General features: G+C 47.3%; 14 protein-coding genes. 10 read left to right on the top strand and 4 right to left on the bottom strand.

Annotation, left to right across the window (positions count from 1 at the left end):
• The first annotated feature begins 31 nt into the window (after nt 1–31).
• Entirely contained in the window at nt 32–1,315 is a 1,284-nt protein-coding gene (locus L6472_RS12140) for a S9 family peptidase (protein ID WP_237805461.1), read from the top strand.
• Nucleotides 1,316–1,373: 58 nt separating this feature from the next.
• On the opposite strand, the gene L6472_RS12135 is transcribed toward L6472_RS12140, so the two are convergent.
• Together L6472_RS12135 and L6472_RS12130 are read right to left on the bottom strand one after the other, a co-directional pair.
• The gene (locus tag L6472_RS12135; protein ID WP_237805459.1) at nt 1,374–2,228 is read right to left on the bottom strand and encodes a DUF3667 domain-containing protein; all 855 of its coding nucleotides are present in this window, start codon (nt 2,226–2,228) and stop codon (nt 1,374–1,376) included.
• Nucleotides 2,229–2,976: 748 nt separating this feature from the next.
• The gene (locus L6472_RS12130) at nt 2,977–4,704 is read right to left on the bottom strand and encodes a Na/Pi cotransporter family protein (protein ID WP_237805457.1); all 1,728 of its coding nucleotides are present in this window, start codon (nt 4,702–4,704) and stop codon (nt 2,977–2,979) included.
• Between the two features lie 133 nt (nt 4,705–4,837).
• On the opposite strand from L6472_RS12130, the gene L6472_RS12125 reads away from it, so the two are divergent.
• The 3 genes from L6472_RS12125 to nrdG all read left to right on the top strand — a co-directional run bounded on the left by L6472_RS12125 (nt 4,838) and on the right by nrdG (nt 9,336).
• Entirely contained in the window at nt 4,838–6,499 is a 1,662-nt protein-coding gene (locus tag L6472_RS12125; protein ID WP_237805455.1) for a nucleoside kinase, read from the top strand.
• 117 nt (nt 6,500–6,616) lie between these two features.
• The gene (locus tag L6472_RS12120) at nt 6,617–8,851 is read left to right on the top strand and encodes an anaerobic ribonucleoside triphosphate reductase (RefSeq protein WP_237805453.1); all 2,235 of its coding nucleotides are present in this window, start codon (nt 6,617–6,619) and stop codon (nt 8,849–8,851) included.
• The gene (nrdG, locus tag L6472_RS12115; protein WP_237805451.1) at nt 8,848–9,336 is read left to right on the top strand and encodes an anaerobic ribonucleoside-triphosphate reductase activating protein; all 489 of its coding nucleotides are present in this window, start codon (nt 8,848–8,850) and stop codon (nt 9,334–9,336) included. Before L6472_RS12120 ends, nrdG begins: the two co-directional genes overlap by 4 nt.
• Before the next feature lie 8 nt (nt 9,337–9,344).
• Here nrdG and L6472_RS12110 read toward each other — a convergent pair whose 3' ends face one another.
• Entirely contained in the window at nt 9,345–10,241 is an 897-nt protein-coding gene (locus L6472_RS12110) for a YitT family protein (RefSeq protein WP_237805449.1), read from the bottom strand.
• Nucleotides 10,242–10,382: 141 nt separating this feature from the next.
• Here L6472_RS12110 and miaB point away from each other — a divergent pair, with 141 nt between their 5' ends.
• Complete coding sequence (miaB, locus tag L6472_RS12105; protein ID WP_237805447.1) at nt 10,383–11,687, top strand: tRNA (N6-isopentenyl adenosine(37)-C2)-methylthiotransferase MiaB; 1,305 nt, start codon at nt 10,383–10,385, stop codon at nt 11,685–11,687.
• Here miaB and L6472_RS12100 read toward each other — a convergent pair.
• Nucleotides 11,662–13,050, bottom strand: a complete 1,389-nt coding sequence (locus L6472_RS12100) for a metallophosphoesterase family protein (RefSeq protein ID WP_237805445.1) — start codon at nt 13,048–13,050, stop codon at nt 11,662–11,664. The genes miaB and L6472_RS12100 overlap by 26 nt on opposite strands.
• 89 nt (nt 13,051–13,139) lie before the next feature.
• Here L6472_RS12100 and L6472_RS12095 point away from each other — a divergent pair, with 89 nt between their 5' ends.
• From L6472_RS12095 to L6472_RS12075, 5 genes are all read left to right on the top strand, one after another.
• Nucleotides 13,140–15,128: an LTA synthase family protein gene (locus L6472_RS12095; RefSeq protein ID WP_237805443.1), complete on the top strand. Its 1,989-nt coding sequence runs from the start codon at nt 13,140–13,142 to the stop codon at nt 15,126–15,128.
• A 95-nt stretch (nt 15,129–15,223) separates the two neighbouring features.
• On the top strand, nt 15,224–17,053 hold the full coding sequence (locus L6472_RS12090; RefSeq protein ID WP_237805441.1) for an ABC transporter ATP-binding protein: 1,830 nt from the start codon (nt 15,224–15,226) through the stop codon (nt 17,051–17,053).
• Nucleotides 17,050–18,849, top strand: coding sequence for an LTA synthase family protein (locus L6472_RS12085; protein ID WP_237805439.1), 1,800 nt, complete (start codon nt 17,050–17,052; stop codon nt 18,847–18,849). Before L6472_RS12090 ends, L6472_RS12085 begins: the two co-directional genes overlap by 4 nt.
• Nucleotides 18,846–19,790 carry a lysophospholipid acyltransferase family protein gene (locus L6472_RS12080; RefSeq protein ID WP_237805437.1) on the top strand — a complete coding sequence of 315 codons (945 nt, stop codon included), beginning with the start codon at nt 18,846–18,848 and terminating at the stop codon, nt 19,788–19,790. Before L6472_RS12085 ends, L6472_RS12080 begins: the two co-directional genes overlap by 4 nt.
• A 14-nt stretch (nt 19,791–19,804) precedes the next feature.
• A complete protein-coding gene (locus L6472_RS12075; protein WP_237805435.1) occupies nt 19,805–20,914 on the top strand; it encodes a DegT/DnrJ/EryC1/StrS aminotransferase family protein in 1,110 nt (369 codons plus the stop codon).
• Nucleotides 20,915–20,919: the final 5 nt, after the last annotated feature.

The following is a 20,919-nucleotide window of genomic DNA, read 5'->3' as shown; positions in this document are numbered from 1 at the left end:
ACATCTTTATTGTAAACATAGTGTACCCATTATGAAAAGAATTATTACTGCTTTGCTGATGATGGCAAGCACAATGGGCTTGAGCGCCCAAGAAGGAATATGGTCGGGAGAACTCGACATTCAAGGCATGAAACTTCCATTGGTGTTTAACTTCGACGCCGATGGCTGCACGCTGGACTCACCCTCGCAGGGAGTGAAAGGCATCAAGGCGGAGAAAAGCTATACGCCTGAAGGCAAGCTTAAGGTTGTGATTCCTATGATAGGTGCTGCCTATGAGGGCGTGATGGTGATGAATGTCATTTCAGGTACCTATATGCAGAACGGCATCTCGCTACCGCTCACCCTGAAGCCTGGCGCTCCCAAGGTGAACCGTCCGCAGACGCCCGTGGGGCCCTTCCCCTATAAGACGGAGGAGGTGACATTCAGAAATGGTGACTATACTTTCCATGGAACTTTGTCTTTGCCTGAGAGCTATGGTGAGCAGACACCGGTTGTGTTGTTGGTAACGGGTAGCGGACAGCAGGATCGCGACGAGACACTCCTTGATCACAAGCCCTTTGCCGTGATTGCCGATGCCCTGGCTCGCCAAGGCATAGCCTCGCTGCGCTATGATGACCGAGGCTTTAACGACCCCTCTGTGGCTTTCTTTAACTTTACTACTCACAACTTCAAACAAGACGCTGCTGCGGGTGTTGACTTCCTGCATAGTCGTTTCAAGAAGGTAGGTGTGATAGGTCATAGCGAAGGAGGTACCATCGCTCTGATGTTGGCGGCCGAAGGCAAGGCAGACTTTGTGGTTTCTTTGGCTGGCATGGCTGTTTCCGGTAAGGAAACGCTGTTGTGGCAGAATCGTGTGTCGCTGGAGTCAATGGGTATTCCGCAGAGCGAGTTGGAGCAATACATGGAAGTTGTAACCCGAGTGTTTGACAAAGCCGTGGAGGGTAGGTTGAATACAGCTGATATTGCCTTCGTTCCAGAGTCTATCCAGCCTGTTGTCCAGCAAGCCATGCAACAATTGTCTTCGCCCTATATGCAGCACATTCTGACCGTGGATGTTCGTTCCTTGCTCTCCAGCATTAAGTGTCCTGTGTTGGCACTGAACGGCAAGAAAGACCAACAGGTGCAGTGTCAGGCCAATCTCGAGGCGATAGACAAAGGTCTTGTAAACAGCAAGCACCAAGTAGTGGCTTTGGAAAACCTTAACCACCTGTTCCAACATTGCCAGACCGGTTCCATCATAGAGTATCAACAAATAGAGGAAACCTTCGCCCCCGAGGCATTGCAACAAATCATCACATGGCTAAAAGCCCTTTGATGGTATTGTAGAGTCAGAGCATTAATATAGCAAACGTATTACTGTTCTTGCGTGATTTTTATTTAGTAGCAAAGATATAGATGCACGCTGCTGCTATGACAATAAAGAACGCGAATAGGATGGTGGCAATGATGCCTCCTAGGATGCGTAGCTTAGAGTGACCAGAGAATTGTCTCAGTGATACGAATACCATCAGTATGGCAATCATTGAGAATATGTTCAGATGTAATAATGTGCCTATGATGGAATAAATACTATAGACGTTCGAGGTATATACCAGCGTGATGATGAACTCGGGATATCTTAGGTCGGGTATGCGTGGAGCATGCATGAAGAACAGGTACAACGGCAGTGAAACGAGAATGAGAAACGAGAACGAGAAGACTGCAGGATTCTGTTTGTTTATGTTCTGCAGAATATTGGTGAACTTCGTTGCCTGTCTTTCTATGGAATCCTCTTTCATGTTGTCTCCTACCGAGATTTCCACCTTGGCTGACTCGCGCTCGTCAATGCCCCAACTGATACCATTGTCGAGGAGAAACGAGAAGGCGGTGATGAGGAAGAACATCTTGAAAGGTGGGAAGTATGCCGACTGCATGCCGTGCAGATAGTCGTGAATCATATAGCCGGGACGCAGCATCAAGTCACGAATAGTACGAAACATGCCTCTGTTTCCCACGCCCCAGACATCGAGAAAGAGCAAGAAGGCTTTCTTGAATGAGAAGCGCCCAATGACAGCCGACTGTCCGCAGCGAGGACAATAGTTACCTTGGTATCTCGTGCCGCACGACCCGCATTCTTGATACTCTTCTGATAGTGGTGCCACCTGGTGGGGGCGCTTCTGCCACATGCGGAAAGCTCTCAGCATGGCCTTTCGCTTCTTCTTGTTAGAAAAGAATTCCCGTAGTTTCATGTTGCAAAGCTATAGAAAAAAATCCAAATGGCCTAAAAATAGTTTGTAAACCTTAACTTTTGCAGATGAAAAGCTTAACTATTAACGTGCGAAAGCTTAACTGTTGATGCCCGTCTAAAGTCTGAAATGAGCAATTCTAGACTCTGAAACGACTCATTCTAGAGTCTAGAAGTTGCACTTCTAAAGTCTAGAAATAGCACTTTCAGAGTCTAAAACCAAAGCAATAGTCTCACTTTCAGCCCCTGGAAACCGCACTTTCAGCCCCTGAAACAACCACTTCTAGGGCCTAGAACCACCCATTCCAGGGGCTGGATGAGAACCAAAACCTAAACTATTGCAGCGCAATAGCAAAAGAATAGCGGCACTATTCGGTGTGAATAGCGCCGCTATACGATATGAATTCAAGCCCCAAACGGTGAGAGTTTCTTCTTCACCTGTCCTGTGACACAATCTAATTTGTTTTAGGACCAAAAACCTATTATTTCAAAACGAACTTTTTGCCGTCCTTGATGTATAGCCCTTTAGCAGGAACAGCATTCAGACGACGACCTTGGAGGTCGAAAAGTGGGGTTCCCTTTTGTTTCCCTGACGGCGACTGTATGCTTGTTGGCAACTCGCTAAGGGGAAGAACAGTACCAGCATATACTTCCTTATACCTTGCAACCTCAGACCGAGGTAAGAAAAAAAACGAGTCAACCAATAGGAAGACCCGTTTTTTTGAAATATCAGTTAATATTCTGTGCCACTTTTATCGCAGACCCATGCGTGCCTCAACCACATTAACGACATAGTCGCCCAGTTTCTCGCACTCGTTGATGAGGTCGATGTAGATGGTACCCTCAGCATAGGTGTAAGCGTGGTTGTTGACATCGATGATGTTCTGCGCCTTCAGCTGATTGCGATAGTTGTTGATCTCGTTCTCGATGTTGAACGTGCGGTTCACATCGTAGGACTCCTTGCGACCGCTCATCAGTTGGTTCATCTGCGTCAGCGCCTGATCGGTGAGCCCCATCATCTGATGCAAGTGATTGTACTGGTTCTCGATGAAGTGGTCTTTCTTGTCGCTGAACTTGCGGTTGATGGTGCGAGCCATGTTGAAGCATGAGTCGCCGATAGACTCCAGCTCGCTGACCTCGCGAAGCATGGCGCGAATCTTTGCCTTGGTCTCGTCAGAGAGGTGGGCGTCGCTGACACTCTCCAGGTACTTGGCAATCTCGAGTTCCATGTTGTCGGAGATGCTCTCGTATTTCTCGATGCGCGTAAAGAGCTTGTTGAACTCGCTCTCGTTGTCTTTCTTGTTCTTGTTGGTTGTGCTCGACGACATGTTGAGCAGGTCTTGCACCATGCTGAACATGCGCTGCATGCGCTGGCCAAAGGCCCGAATCTCTTTCTGTGCTTCGAGCACGGAGAGCTCGGGAGTCTTCATGAAACCAGCGGTAATGAAGTGCAGGCGGAAGTCCTCTTCCTCGTCCACTTTCTTAGGCTTGATGACCCAGCAAACGAACTTCTCAATTTGCGGGATGAACCAAATGAGGATGCTGGCATTGATGATGTTGAAGCCCGAGTGGAAAGCAGCCAGTGTGAAGGTGAGCTTCTTGTCGGTTGACATGTTGGCCATGTCCTGATGCAAGGCATTGGTGCCAACATAATCTACAGCCCAGACAATGCCATCAACGAACCAATAGAACACGGTGAGTATCCAGATGACGCCAAACACGTTGAAGAACATGTGTGCCAAGGCAGCACGACGCGCTTGTGTGTTGGCCGAGAGAGCTGCCAGGTTCGAAGTGATGGTGGTGCCGATATTCTCGCCAAGCACCAGGGCAATACCCATGTAGATAGGCATGGCGCCACTGCCACAGAGCAACATGGTGATGGCCATGACGGCTGCTGACGACTGCACGCAGAAGGTCAGCACACCACCTAAGAGCAAGAATACCAAGATGGTGAGGTAGGAATCGGTGGGGAATGACTCGAAGAATTTCAGCACGTCGGGGTTGTGCCCCAAGTCCATGGCCTGACCTGTGAGACGCAGCGTGGTGAGCCCCAAGAGTAATAAGCCCAAGCCAAAGAGGAAGTCGCCGACGTAGCGGTGCTTCTTCATGTAGATCATGATGATGCCCAGGAAAAAGCCGATGTAGCTGACAATGCTGATATCGAACGAGGATCCCAGTGCCATAATCCATGCGGTGAATGTAGTGCCGATGTTTGCACCCATGATAACTGAGATGGCTTGCGCCAGTGTTAGAAGACCAGCATTAACAAACGATACAGTCATCACTGTGGTGGCTGTTGATGACTGTACGGAGGCGGTGACAATAGAACCTGTAAGCAGGCCTGTAAAGCGATTGGAAGTCATAGCTCCCAGTGCGTGACGCAACTGAGGGCCAGCCATCTTCTGCAAGGCTTCACTCATGGACTTCATACCAAACATGAGAAGTGCCAGTGAGCCGAGCATAGTGAATAGTGTAACCATAAACGTAGAAATTCTTTTTTTGATTATGAATTTGGCGACAAATTTAATAAATAAATTTTAATTATGCTGTAATATGATTATTTTTTTGTAATTTTGAAGCGTATTTTTCGCTGCAAATCAAAACGAGAAAGTTATGGAGAAAAAGATTAAAGTGTTCTGTAAGAATATAGGTAAGATGCTGGAAGTGCCAATGGGGTGCAACCTGCAGGATATCTTTAAAAAGTCGGAGCTGAAGATGGAGTATGGCCCTGTGTGTGCACGTGTTAATAATAAAATAGAAGGTATCCACTTCCGGGTGTATAAACCCAAGGAGGTGGAGTTCTTGGATATGTACTCGCAGACGGCTCTACGCACCTATACGCGTACCTTGTTTTTTGTATTATGCAAGGCCTGTCACGACCTTTACAACCCGTGTAGGGTGAGCATAGACATACCCGTGTCGAATGGTTACTATGTGGATCTGGACCTGGGGCGCCCTGTCACGGTTGAGGATGCCGGCAAGATACGCCGTCGCATGCAGGAGATTGTGGATGCAGGCTATCCTATTCACCGCCATGAGACCAGCACCGAGGAGGCCATCCGACTGTTTTCAGAGTTGGGCTCCGTTTCGAAAGTGAAACTGCTGAAGAGCCGTGGTGAGCTCTTTACAACCCTGTATGATATTGACGGCTACTACGATTACTACTACGGTTCGCTGCTCACCACGACAGCTAACCTTTATCTCTTTGGCGTAGAGAAATACTACGACGGTCTGTTGCTGCGCATACCGCAGCCCCAGCATCCCAGCGAACTGGGTGAACTGGTGATGCAAGATAAGATGTTTGGCATCTTCAAGGAGAGTCATCGTTGGCAGCAACTGATGGGGATGAGAACCGTGGGCGACTTGAACGAGGCTATCCAGAATGGTTATGGAAACCTGCTGATTCAGGTGGGCGAGGCTCTGCAGGAAAAGAAGATAGCGCGGATAGCAGACGATATTGCCAACAGGAAAGGTGTGCGACTGGTCTTGATTGCCGGACCGTCGTCGAGCGGCAAGACCACGACGTGCAAACGACTGTCGGTGCAGTTGATTACGAACGGCATCAAACCAGTGCCGCTGTCGCTGGACGACTACTTCCTGGACCGCGAGAAGACTCCGAGAGACGAGACTGGCGACTATGACTTCGAAAACCTTCACGCACTGAATCTGCCTTTGCTGAATGAGCAGATGAATGCGCTCTTCAGAGGAGAAGAGGTGGAACTGCCACGCTATGACTTTCCAACAGGCAAGAGTGTGAAGAGTGGACGCAAACTTCGGTTGGAAGAAGATCAGGTGCTGGTGATGGAAGGTATTCATGCTCTCAACCCAGAACTGACTGAAGACGTGCCACAGGAACAGATTTATCGAGTGTATGCTTCGGCACTGACCACACTGCTGCTGGACAGCCATAACTACATAGCCACCACTGATAACCGACTGTTGCGTCGCATCGTGCGCGATTATAAGTACAGAGGTGTCTCGGCACAGGAGACGATCCGTCGATGGCCGTCAGTGCGCAGGGGCGAGAATAAATGGATATTCCCATTCCAGGAACATGCTGATCAAATGTTTAACTCGGCCATGCTCTTCGAGCTGGCAGTCATCAAAAGCCAGGCAGAACCGCTGCTGGAACAGGTGCCCGAGAACAGTCGGGAATACTCGGAGGCCTACAGGTTGCGTCAGTTGCTGAAATATATTAAGCCCATACCAGAGGATCAGATTCCGCCAACATCGCTATTGCGCGAGTTCTTGGGTGGCTCGTCTTTTGAATATTGATGACTAAAACATTTTTTAACTAGAAATTAGTTCTCTGCAAAGGACGGATTATAGAAAGAATTTGTTATCTTTGCAGAGAATTTTTTAATATCCATAAAGCACTTTTTCGAAGACATTATGATACAGACAGTTGTAAAGCGCGACGGAAGAATCGTCGGGTTTAACGAGCAGAAAATCATTGCAGCCATCCGCAAGGCTATGATGACAACCGACAAGGGTGAGGATGATAAACTGCTAAATCAGATAACAGATCATGTGGCTCAGCGCGGCGAGACACAGATGACGGTGGAGCAAATCCAGGATATGGTGGAGCTGGAGCTGATGAAGTCAAGTCGTAAGGACGTGGCTCAGAAGTATATAGCCTATCGTAACCAGCGCTCTATTGCCCGCAAAGCAAAGACACGCGATGTGTTCCTCGACATTGTGAACATTAAAAATAATGATATCACGCGCGAGAACGCTAACATGAATGCTGATACGCCTGCCGGCATGATGATGAAGTTTGCTTCGGAGACCACCAAACCCTTTGTCGATGACTATCTGTTGTCGGCAGAGAGCCGTGATGCTGTGGCACACAACTATCTGCATATCCACGACAAAGACTATTATCCCACCAAGTCGTTCACTTGTGTTCAGCATCCTTTGAATCATATCTTGAACTGCGGGTTCATTGCGGGTCATGGCGCATCGCGCCCAGCCAAGCGTATTGAGACGGCTTCGGTGCTGGCATGTATCTCGCTGGAGTGTGCTCAGAACGAGATGCATGGCGGACAGGCAATCCCTGCTTTCGACTTCTATCTGGCTCCTTTCGTCCGACTGTCGTATATTGAAGAACTGAAATATCTGGAGGACTTGAATGGTGAAGACTACTCTTCTCTCTATCATGAGCCGCTGATCGATTATGTGAAGCAACCTCTGGACGGCATGAAGGGGCTGGATCGCGTGCGCCAACATGCCATCAACAAGACTGTGGGACGTGTGCATCAGGCTATGGAAGCCTTTATCCACAATATGAATACCATCCACTCGCGTGGTGGAAACCAGGTGGTGTTCTCGTCGATTAACTATGGCACAGACACATCGGCAGAAGGACGATGCGTGATGCGTGAACTGTTGCTTTCGACCTACGAGGGTGTCGGCGGTGGCGAGACGGCCATCTTCCCCATTCAGATATGGAAGAAGAAACGGGGAGTGAACTATCTGCCAGAGGATCGTAACTTTGATCTTTACCAGCTGGCATGTAAGGTGACAGCCCGTCGTTTCTTTCCTAACTTCTTGAATCTTGATGCTACGTTTAACCAGTCAGAGGAGTGGCATGCTGACGATCCTGAGCGCTATCTGCATGAGGTGGCAACAATGGGATGCCGTACTCGTGTGTTTGAGAATCGTTTCGGACCAAAGACCAGTGTGGGAAGAGGCAATATCTCGTTCTCGACAATGAACATTGTGCGACTGGCTTTGGAATGTCGCGACATTGAAGACAAAGAGCAACGTATCGGACAGTTCTTTGCAAAGCTTGATGATCTGTTGGAAATCACGGCTAAGCAACTGGATGACCGCTTCCAGTTCCAGAAGACGGCTTTCACCCGACAGTTCCCCTTGCTGATGAAGAGCCTGTGGATTGGTGCTGACAAACTGGGACCAAATGAAACAGTGGAGAGCGTCATCAACCAAGGAACGCTGGGTATAGGTTTTATCGGACTGGCAGAGTGTCTGGTGGCCTTGATCGGAAAACATCATGGCGAGAGTGAAGAAGCACAGGAACTGGGTCTGAAGATTGTGACCTATATGCGTGACCGTGTCAACGGATTCTGCGATCAATATCATCACAACTATTCTGTCTTGGCAACACCTGCAGAAGGGCTTGCAGGACGCTTTACAAAGAAAGACCGTCGCGATTTCGGCAGTATTCCTGGTGTTACAGACCGTGATTACTATACTAATTCAAACCATGTGCCTGTGTACTACAAGTGCTCGGCACGTCATAAGGCAGAGGTGGAGGCTCCCTATCATGACCTGACCCGTGGTGGACACATCTTCTATGTGGAGATTGATGGTGACGCTACGCACAACCCACAGGTGATTATGAGCGTGGTTGACATGATGGACCGTCTGAATATGGGTTATGGTTCGGTGAACCACAACAGAAACCGCTGTATGGATTGCGGCTATGAGAACGCGCAGAACAATCTGAAGGTCTGTCCGAAGTGTGGTTCAACAAATATCGACCGCCTGCAGCGTATCACAGGCTATCTGGTGGGAACAACCGACAGATGGAACAGCGGTAAGCTGGCAGAGCTCAATGACCGTGTGACACATATAGATGATGGTGAACAGAAACTGTTTTCATGATTAGCGTATTAAGGATTATAGAAGATACAATGGTGGATGGTCCGGGGTTCCGGACCTCCATTTATTGTGCTGGATGCAGGCATCAATGTGCTGGTTGCCATAACCCACAGTCATGGGATTTCGAGGGGGGACAGGCCATGACTACAGATGAGATTATGAGTGTCATTGAGGATGACCCCTATGCCAATGTGACCTTTTCAGGCGGTGACCCGATGTATCAACCCGAGGGCTTTGCTGAGTTGGCACAGGCTATCAAGACACGTACAGACAAGGATATATGGTGCTATACGGGTTTTACATACGAATCGCTGGTGAGCAATCCGCGCCAGAAAGCACTCTTGGAAAAGATTGATGTGCTGGTGGATGGACCATTTGTGAAGTCACAACGCGACGAAACACTTCACTTTCGCGGCTCTCGCAACCAACGTCTGATAGACGTGCCAGCCTCGCTGCGCGAAGGTAAAGTGTGTCTTTATAAAGAATAAGTGACGGGCTATTCTATTTTCTTAGGGGTTTTGTTGCGCACCTTGAAGCGATCGAACCCTTCTCCGTAAACGCCAATAACGGCACTTTGTGAAACAAAAGCATTGGGGTCTATCTCGTTGATGATGCGGAAGATGACATCGCTCTGGCGGCGCTTGGCCAGCACGAAGAGCATCTTGACCTCTTTGCCAGAATAAAAACCGTGGGCATCAACAACGGTACAGCCTCGATGAGGCTCGCGGTTGATGCGCTTGCCAATCTCTTCATACTTGTCGCTGATGATGAAGAACTGAACGGACCGACGCATGGAGTTCACTACCTGGTCTATACAGAAAGACGTGACGTAGAGCACAACATATCCATAGATTACGCGCTCGATATCTCCTAAAACGAAGTAGCTGCTGGAGATGATGATGACATCACAAATCAAGATGACGCGTCCCAGTGAGATATCACGATATTTGTTGATGATAGCTGCAATGATGTCGGTACCGCCGGTAGAACCGTTGGCAGCCAAACCTAAGCCTACGCCACTGCCACAGAAGACAGCACCGATGATAGCTGCCATGAATGGTTGGTCACTGAGCAAATGAACCGTAATGTATTGGGACATGATGGTCAGCGAGGTGGTCAACACTGTGACAGCAAAGATGGTCTTTAGGCAGAACTTCAGTCCCAGAATTCGCAGGGCAAAGAGCAACAAAACGGCATTGATGAAAAAGTAGCTCACGTTAATGGGAATGCCTGTGGCCCAAAACAAAATAGATGACACACCCGCAATACCACCCGTGGTGATGTTGTTGGGCAAGAGAAATACGGTCCATCCAATGCTGTAGCTAATCATGGCGATAGCCAAGAGTGTGTAATCACGTATTTCGGTCCAGATGTTAACTTTAGAAAAACTCATGTTTTGTTGCTGTTGTGTAAATCAAATGCAAAGGTACAAATATTTACTAATTATATGCCTATAAAGGTGAAATTATTTTTATTAAAGTCTGTAATTCATAATTATTTCTTAATTTTGCAGTCGAAATTGAGAAATTAGCGAATGAAGAAACTTTTTATTGAGACTTACGGCTGCCAGATGAATGTGGCAGACTCGGAAGTGGTGGCATCGGTCATGAAGATGGCAGGCTATGAGAACTGCGAGAGTATTGATGAGGCTGATGCGGTATTCTTAAACACCTGTTCGGTGCGTGATAATGCCGAACAGAAAATTTATCACAGGTTAGAAGCGCTGAATGCTGTGAAGCGTAAGCGTAGTTTGGTGGTTGGTGTGCTGGGATGCATGGCAGAACGTGTGAAAGACGATTTGCTCCAGAATCACGGCGCCGACCTCGTGGCTGGTCCTGATGCCTATCTGTCGTTGCCGGATTTGGTGGCTCAGGCGGAGTTGGGACATAAGGCTATCAACATAGAACTATCTACTACCGAGACTTATCGCGATGTGGTGCCTCAGCGTATTGGTTTAGGACATAAGATCGGTGGTTTCGTAAGTATCATGCGTGGTTGTAATAACTTCTGCCATTACTGCATCGTTCCTTATACTCGTGGTCGTGAGCGCAGTCGTGACGTGGAGAGTATCTTGCGTGAAGTGCGTGACTTGCGCGACCGCGGTTTTAAAGAGGTGACGCTACTTGGTCAGAATGTCAACAGCTATAACTTTGAAGGTATGGGCTTCCCCAAGCTGCTCAAGGCCGTGGCAGAAGAAGCACCAGAGTTGCGTATCCGCTTCACGACCTCGCATCCGAAGGATATGAGCGATGAGACGCTGCAGGTGATTGCTGATATGCCCAATGTGTGCAAGCATATCCATCTGCCGGTACAGAGCGGTAGTGACCGTATCTTGAAGTTGATGAATCGTAAATATACCCGTGAATGGTATATGGATCGTGTGGCAGCTATCCGCAGGATTATACCCGACTGTGGCTTGTCAACGGATATCTTTGTCGGTTATCACGACGAGACAGAGGAGGATCATCAATTATCTTTATCGTTGATGCGTGAGGTTGGCTATGACTCTGCCTTCATGTTTAAATATTCGGAGCGTCCTGGCACTTTCGCATCAAAACATCTGCCAGATAATGTTCCCGAGGAAGAGAAGATTCGCAGACTGAACGAGCTGATAGCACTGCAGACGGAGATTTCTGCTCAGCAGAACAAAAAAGATGAGGGTAAGGAATTTGATGTTTTGGTGGAAGGCTTCTCAAAGCGTTCCCGCGAGCAGTTGTGCGGCAGAACAGAACAAAATAAAATGGTGGTCTTCGATAAGAAAAACCACCATATAGGCGAAACAGTACGTGTGCGTATTACGGGTAGCACAAGCGCTACTTTGTTGGGCGAAGCCCTGTGATGCGTTCGGGATGTCGCTTTCTATACGCATCAATGCGTTCGGCATACGCCCGGTCTTTCTTTCGAGAGAGGTCGGGCGTAAATTCTGTGTATTCGGGAATGGCTCTGCCGTAGTCAAGGATATGAGTGTTTGTGCCGTTCTTGATGACGCAGATGGAGTCGTAGAGCGTATGTTTATACACCTCATAAGCAGCCATGGTTAGCGTGTCGCCAGAAATGTTTACGGTTTGATAGTAACGGCTGGAGATTCCGAACTTGTCGAAACGGTCGTCAAATTGGATGTAATAGTTTTTGGGCGAACAATGGCTGACAGTGTATATTGGCGTGGTGGGCTGGTCGTTGGCAGTGTGACGTGTCATTCGACCGTAGGCATGCTCATGACCCTGTAGCACGAGATCCACACCATACTCCTCGATTAGGTCGTTGAACATCCAGCGCTGAATGAGGTTGTTGTTGCCCTTTAAAGAGAATAAAGGGTGGTGGAGTACCACAATCTTCCAGCGGGCAGTGCTACTTTTGAGCTTTTCTTCCAGCCAGTGACGCTGTGTGATGAGATAAGGAAACTCGCGGTTGCTGTCTAACAAGAAGAACTGTGCCGGACCATAACGGAACGTGAATACTTGATTGACTCCAACCTGAGAGTCGAGATAGTAGGAGTGAATGAGCGAGAAACGACGCTCCAAAGATACGATAACCCCTTTCAGGTAGTCGTGGTTGCCTGTGACGCACACCAGAGGTAAATGTTGTGCCACGCTGTCAAGGTCACGGAAGGTCTCTGCCCAGTGCTGGTTTGTGGGTCGTTCTGTTAGGTCACCGCCGCATACGAGAAATTCGCTTTGTGGGTGCCGTTGTAGTGCTTCGCGGAGAAAACGGTTGGCTTCGCCGCAAAGCGTGTCTTGGACATCTCCCACGTAAAGGAACGAGAGATCGTCGTGTGTCTGTTTGCTTGTAGAGAAATGGTACCACTCGGAGGTTTTACCATCTGTCACCGCACGATAGGCGTAGCTGGCGTTGGGCTTCAGACTGCGTAGTCGAGCCACATAGTAGGCAGCTTTGCCAGCGCGTGACTGAAATACTTCTCCATCGGCTGCTATCTGGATGGTATCGCCATCGGGTAGCTGAGCCAGCTCCAAATGGGACTGTCGTACCACGCTGTCACATTGCCAACTCACGTTTCGTGCCCATTCTGTCGAATCGCCGAAGGTTAGTAGCACTCTCTGGGGGGTGCTGCTGGCAGTGTAAGGCTCTTCTTCTGGATTGTGAAACCACACATTCCAACGGCTATAGACCCATGACCCGAGGCCAAGCAACAAAATGGTGATAATGGTCCAGGTGGCTTTTCTCTTAATACTTTTCTTTTTCATAGGTCGCAAAATTACTACTTTTTCTTTGAAAAGTGCTATATTATATTCACTTTTTTGTAACTTTGCACTCGCTTTTAAAGACGAATATTATGAGAAGAACATTCTTTAGATATCCCTTTGTGGGCCTGATTAGCAATTTACTTGTCATCTATCTACTATTCACGTTTTGCCGATTGGTTTTTTTGTTAGTAAACTGGTCGCTTTATGCTGATACGATGACATTCGGACATGCTTTCAGTCTTTTCGCAGCGGGCCTTATCTTCGATACGACTGCCATCCTATATACCAATGCCCTGGTTATCCTGTTGATGCTTTTCCCCCTGCATAAGAAAGAACGCAATGGATATTACCGAGTGGTGAAATGGATCTATGTGGTCTGCAATTCTGTTGCTTTGTGGGCAAACCTGTGTGACTGTGTTTATTTCCCATATACTGGAAAGCGAACCACAACCTCTGTGTTCTACGAGTTTAGTCATGAGGGAGTAGGGGGTATGACAAAGATTATGGGCGAACAGTTTTTGGCAAATTGGTATTTGGTGCTGCTGGCCTTTGTCTTGTCGTGGGTGTTGTGGAAAGCATTCCGTCCACAACATGTGTCTGTAGTAAAAGTGCCTTGGCGTTATTATGTCATTCAGACTATAATCCTGGTGGCTGCTATTCCGTTGGTTGTTGCCGGCATGCGTGGCGGTTTCTCGCATGCTGTTCGTCCTATTACCATCAGTAATGCCAATCAGTTTGTGGACCGTCCGGCAGAAACAGGCATCGTACTGAACACGCCTTTCAGTATCTATCGTACGTTAAGCAAGAAGCCTCTCGTCACACCCAGTTATATGAGTGAAGAAGAGGCATTGTCTTACTATTCACCGATTCATGTGCCCAGCGACTCGGTGGCTTTCCAACCGAAGAATGTGGTGGTGTTTATACTTGAAAGTTGGGGCAAACAGCACATGGGTTATTACAACCAGACTCTACGTAATGGGGCCTATAAAGGATTTACACCATTTGTTGATTCTCTGATAACTCACGGTGCAATCACTTGGAGATACTCTTATTCTAATGGTAGAAAAAGTATAGAAGGAATGCCTTCAACGCTGTCTTCGCTGCCTAACTATGTTGAACCGCTGTTCCTGACGCCAGCGTCCTTAAATCACATGTCTGGTCTGGCTCGCGAGTTGGGCGAGAAGAAAGGTTATACAACAGCATTCTTCCACGGCGCTCAGAATAATTCGATGGGCTTCCAGGCTTTCGCACGCGCCACAGGCTTTCAACGCTATTATGGAAGAACAGAGTATAACGAGGATCCACATTTCAATGGTGATGACGACTTTGATGGCACATGGGCTATCTGGGATGAAGAGTTTATGCAGTTTTATGCTGCACAGATGAATAAGATGAAGCAACCCTTCATGACGGCCTTGTTCTCGGCAACTTCACACACACCGTTTAATCTGCCGGCACGCTATAAGAATGTCTTTCCTAAAGGCGAGATACCCTTGCAAGAGTGTGTGGCATATACTGACAATGCGTTGAGACAATTCTTTAAGGAAGCCAGTAAGCAACCCTGGTTTAAGAATACACTTTTCGTGATAACAGCCGACCATAGCAGTTCGCCTATTGATCCTTTCTACAAGACAACATTAGGGTTGTTCAATGTGCCAATCATTCTTTATGCACCTGGTGATGAAACATTGCGTGGTTATGACACTCAGCGCGTGGTGGAACAGATAGACATCATGCCAACGGTGTTGACTTATCTTCATTACGATCAGCCCTATTTGGCTTTCGGAAAGGACATGCTGCATACGCCTGTTGAAGAGACGCATGCCTTGCATTGGGTACCGGAAAGTAATGGCTATGAATTTGTTAAAGGCTCTTATGTACTGGAGTTTGACGGACAAGAAGTGACGGCTGCTTATCGTTACCGCACCGACTCTGTCTTTAAAACCAATATCATCAGAGAGATGCCTGCTGATACACTGCAGCACATGACCAAGCAGATGAAGTCCATTATCCAACAGTATATGTATCGCATGAATAATGATCAGTTGGTGCTCACTCCATCTGCTAAGCATCAATAGGAGAGCCCGTTTTCCTAAATTTACACGCTATAGTACCCGTTATTCGAATTAATATTCGTATCTTTGCAAACAAATAACAATAACAGAAATAGAAGATGAAAGAATTCCTGCAGGTATTACGTAGGTTTGTTCCTCCATATAAAAGATATCTTGCTGCATCGGTGTTTTTCAATATCATGTCGGCAGTTCTCAATATATTCTCGTTTGCGGCACTGATTCCCATATTGCAAATATTGTTTCAGACAGGTGAGGCCGATGCTGCGAGTGGCTATATGGCGTGGGATTGGAGCGATGTACAGACCGTACTGATGAACAACCTGAATTATTTTGTGAATTGCCTGATTCGCGATTACGGTCAGACCACCACACTGTTGTTTATCGGTCTTTTCCTGGCCGTCACCACGTTGTTGAAAACGGGCGCCTATTTCCTCACGTCGGCATGTATCGTACCTATCCGTACCGGTGTGGTGCGCGACATCCGCAATCAGCTCTATCAAAAGATTACCTCTCTGCCTCTGGGCTTCTTCTCCGAAGAGCGCAAAGGTGATATCATTGCTCGCATGAGTGGTGATGTGCAGGAAGTAGAGAGCTCTATCATGTCTTCACTCGACATGCTGTTTAAGAACCCCGTGCTGATTATCGCCTATTTCTGCACCATGCTGTTCGTGTCATGGCAGTTGACCCTGTTCACCCTGGTGATTGTTCCTGTGATGGGCTGGGTGATGGGTGTCGTTGGCAGAAAGCTGAAGCGCAAAAGTATCGAGGCCCAGGCCCTGTGGAGCGATACGATGAGTCAGGTGGAAGAGACCTTAGGTGGTCTGCGCATCATCAAGGCCTTCTGTGCCGAAGATAAGATGAACCAGCGTTTCGACCGCATCAATTCGCAGTACCGCGACAATCTGATGCGTGTCAACATCCGTCAGTCGTCTGCCCATCCTATGAGTGAGTTCCTGGGCACCGTGATGATTGTTATCGTGCTTTGGTTTGGTGGCATCCTGGTGCTCAACAACCAGACCATCACCGGTCCTACGTTCATCTACTACATGGTCATCCTCTATTCAATCATCAACCCGTTGAAGGAGTTCTCTAAGGCAGGCTATAATATCCCCAAAGGTCTGGCTTCCATGGAGCGTATCGATAAGATCTTGATGGCAGAGAATACAATTGTAGAACGGAAGGAACCTAAACATCTGGCATCATTTGAACATGAGATTGAGTTTCGTAACGTGTCGTTTAAGTATGCAGATCAGTGGGTCCTGAAAAACATTAATCTGGTTATCCCTAAAGGCAAAACCATTGCGCTCGTAGGACAGAGCGGTGGTGGCAAGTCCACACTCGTGGACCTGATACCTCGATATTATGATGTGCAGGAGGGCGAGGTGCTTATTGATGGTATCAACGTCAAAGACCTTGGCATCCATGACTTGCGACAGCTGATAGGTAATGTCAATCAGGAGGCCATCCTCTTTAATGATACTTTCCGCAATAACATCTCCTTTGGTGTTGACAATGCTAGCGATGAACAAATTGCAGAGGCAGCAAAGATCGCTAATGCCTATGACTTTATCATCCAGAGTGAGCAGGGCTTCAATACCAATATAGGCGATCGTGGCGGACGACTGTCGGGTGGCCAGCGTCAGCGTGTCAGCATAGCTCGCGCCATTTTGAAGAATCCTCCCATCCTGATCCTCGATGAGGCTACGTCTGCTCTTGATACAGAGAGCGAACGCTTGGTGCAGGACGCATTGGAACGTCTGATGAAAACACGAACGACAGTGGCTATTGCTCACCGCTTGTCAACCATCAAGAATGCCGATGAGATATGTGTTCTCCATGAGGGTAGTATCGTAGAGCGAGGCACCCACGATGAACTGCTGAAAATGGATGGCTACTATAAGAAACTGAATGATATGCAATCGCTGTGAAAAATAGACTGAGATATTTGTGTGGATACTATCTTGCAACACTTATCGTGTTCTTTGTTGCTAAGATAGTCTTTATGCTTTGCAATGGTGCTGGGCATGATATTCATCTTGTCGATTTCTTTGCAGTAGTCTGGCATGGGTTGACACTTGATGCCTCGACAGCTCTCTATTTTCTCATCGTGCCTTATCTTCTGTCTGTTATATCCATTTGGACCTCTCTGCCCAAATGGTTTTCCCGTATCTATAATGCTATTGTGGCATTAGCATTTTCGATGGCATTCGTAGCAGACACGAGCCTATATCCTTTTTGGAACTTTAAACTTGATGCTGTTTGTCTAACCTATCTTTCAACTCCGACAGAAGCGATGGCGAGCGTGTCTGTCGGTTATATCGTTTGGCGATTCCTTGTATTGATAACCACAGCAATCATCGTCTTTACTCTTTATGATAAGATAGAAAGACAGCCTGCAAAGGCAATCCGTAAAGGCAGACTTAAGAAGACCATATTACTTCTTCTGCTGATTCCTGTCATTGTGATTGGCATCCGCGGGGGAGTCAGGGAGTCAACAACCAATATTGGTCAGGTCTATTATTCCGAAAACCAGTTCTTGAACCATTCGGCTGTTAATCCTGTGTTTAGTTTCCTCTACTCTTTGAGTCACCAGCTTGATGACTTGTCGCAATACACCTTTTTCGAGGAAGAACAATGTAAGCAGTTGGTTCAAGACGTCTATACCACGGAGAGCGTGCTGACAGATACACTTCTCAATACCACGCATCCAAATGTTGTAGTGATCCTGATGGAGAGTGCCAGTGAGCTATTTGCGGACGCAATGCCTCATCTGCAACAACTGAAGGATGAGGGCATCTATTTTGAGAACTGCTATGGCAACAGTTGGCGCACAGATCGAGGCACGGTTTGCGCATTGAGTGGCTATCCTTCTTTCCCCTCGTTCTCGGTAATGAAGATTCCTGAGAAAAGTCGCACACTTCCAAGTATTGCTCGTACATTGAAGGCAAATGGTTATGCTACAAGCTATCTTTATGGAGGTGACATCAACTTTACCAATATGCGTTCTTATCTTATCTCTACTGGATGGGACAAGATAATGAGTATGGATGACTATTCGCGCGAAGAACAGAATACGTCTCAGTGGGGAGTACAAGACGAGATTACATTTGAGACCCTGTATGAACAGATCACGACATCGAATGGAAATGCTCAAAAGCATCTTTGGGGGTATAGTACGTTAAGTAGTCATGAACCTTGGGATGTTCCCACAAAAGTGTTAGACGATGAGATTAAAAATGCGTTTCATTATCTGGATGCTTGTTTATATCGTTTCGTGGAAAAACTGAAAAAGACACCTCAGTGGGATAATCTGCTTATTGTTCTTGTGGCAGACCATGGCATCAACTATCAGCAGGTGACTCCATCAACACCTCTCCAGAAAAATCATATTCCGTTGCTATGGTTGGGCGGCGCAGTGAAAGAACCACGTCGGGTGGATAAACTGTGTAATCAAAGCGATCTTCCAGCCACCTTGTTAGGTCAACTGCAGTTGGCGCATGCTGACTATCCTTTTAGTCGTGATGTTCTGTCTGCAACCTATTCGCATCCTACTGCGGTTCATAACTTTAACAATGCACAGTGGCTCTATGATGAAACAGGCGAGATTCTATACGATTTCGACGCAGGACGTGCTATTATTAGTAATGGTAGTGATGTGGAGCATCTGCTCAATGTGAACAAGGCCATTTTGCAAACAACATCTCAAGATCTGTTAAGCCGATGAAACGATTGTTATATCATATCCTTTATGCAGTGAGTTATGCCATATCGCTATTGCCGTTATGGATGCTCTATGGCGTGTCAGACTGTTTCTTTGTGCTGGTTTACTATCTGGTAGGATATCGCAGGAAACTTGTGCGACGACAGTTGACGTCTTCGTTCCCAGAAAAAACTGAAGCCGAGATTAAGGAGATAGAGCGACAGTTTTATCATTGGCTTTGTGACTATTTCGTGGAGACCATCAAGCTGCTGAGCATCAGCAACGAAGCCCTTCTGAAACATATCGAGTTCCGGGGAGTGGAAGAACTGGAAAAAGCTTTTGATCGTGGTCAGAATTGCGCTGCCATCCTTGGACACTATTGTAACTGGGAGTGGCTCTCGGCTACAGGACTTGCATTCCAACGTTATCCAAAAGCTGTGATGGGACTTATTTACCATCCACTATATAACGAGGCTTTTAATCAGTTATTCATAGATGTGCGCTCTTCTCATGGCGGTCTCTGTGTACCCAAGCAGGATATTCTGCGTCATCTCATCACCTTAAAGCGCGAGCAACGCCGTTCGCTCTTTGGATATATAAGCGACCAAAGCCCGAAATGGGAAAACATGCATCTGTGGGTCGATTTCTTACATCACGATACTCCAGTATTTACTGGCGCAGAACGAATCATGCAGAAGATGAATGATGCCGTGTTCTTTGTAGATATGCAACGTCCTTACCGTGGGAAATATATATGTACTTTCCGTTTGATATCAAACGAGGCAGCCAAAGAAGAGGAGTTTGCTATCACCCGTCGCTTCTACCAGATGTTAGAGGAAAATATCCGTCGTCAGCCGCCTTTCTATCTGTGGACACACAACCGCTGGAAGCGTGGACGTGAGGAATTCAATAGGAAATATGATGTGATTGACGGTAGAATTATCCGCAAAGATGAATATAAATAGAGGGGAAGAGAGACATGATTAAGTTTCTTGATTTACAGGCAGTCACCCATCAGCATGGTGCAGAGATTCGCGATGCAGTAAGCCGCGTCGTGGAGTCTGGCTATTATCTGCAGGGTTCGGAAAATGCTCGTTTCGAATCAGACTATGCCAATTATATTGGAACGCAGTATTGCGTGGGTTGCGGAAATGGTCTTGATGCTTTAATCTGGATTTATCGTGCTTATATTGAGATGGGTGTCATGCAGCCAGGCGATGAAGTCATCGTACCTGCCAATACCTATATTGCTTCTATCCTCGCACTGACTGAAAATGGTCTGGTTCCTGTTCTTGTCGAGCCGCGGCTCGATACACTTGAAATAGACGACAGTGTCATCGAGGCGAGAATTACACCTCGTACCCGTTCTGTTTTGTTGGTACACCTTTACGGACGCTGTGCTTATACCGAGAGAATAGGCCAATTATGCCGACAGTATCATTTAAAACTGGTCGAAGACAATGCACAGGCTCATGGCTGTCGTTGTGCCGACGGACGCCGTACAGGTAGCCTTGGCGATGCTGCGGGCCATAGTTTTTATCCAGGTAAGAATCTGGGTGCATTGGGCGATGGCGGTGCCGTGACCAGCAACGACCGCCAACTTGTTGACATAGTCAGAGCGCTTGCCAACTATGGAAGTCAGCGTAAATACGTCTTTAAATATACCGGTCGTAATAGTCGGTTGGATGAGATTCAGGCCGCTGTTCTCGCTGTAAAGTTGCGCTATCTCGATGAAGATAACGCCAAGCGGCAGATGATAGGTGATATCTACAATACGGAGATATCCAATCCACTTATCTCATTGCCTGTCATAATGCCCAAAGAGCAAAATGTCTATCATGTCTTTCCGGTGTTATGCCAAAACAGAGATATGCTTCAGGACTATTTGTCACAACATGATATACAGACGCTCATCCATTATCCTATTCCACCACACCAGCAGGAATGTTATCGTGGGTGGGAGCCGCTTTCTTTGCCTGTCACCGAAGAAATCCATCGTCAGGAGTTGAGTTTACCAATCAGTCCTGTGATGACTCTTGACGAGGCACGTCGAGTCGTCGAGGTCGTTAATCGTTTTAGAGTTAAGTAAGTCCC

Source organism: Prevotella sp. E13-17 (assembly GCF_022024035.1).
Classification (GTDB): Bacteria; Bacteroidota; Bacteroidia; order Bacteroidales; family Bacteroidaceae; genus Prevotella.
Note: the sequence above shows the minus strand (reverse complement) of the source record. Positions and strands in the feature narration are given on the sequence as shown.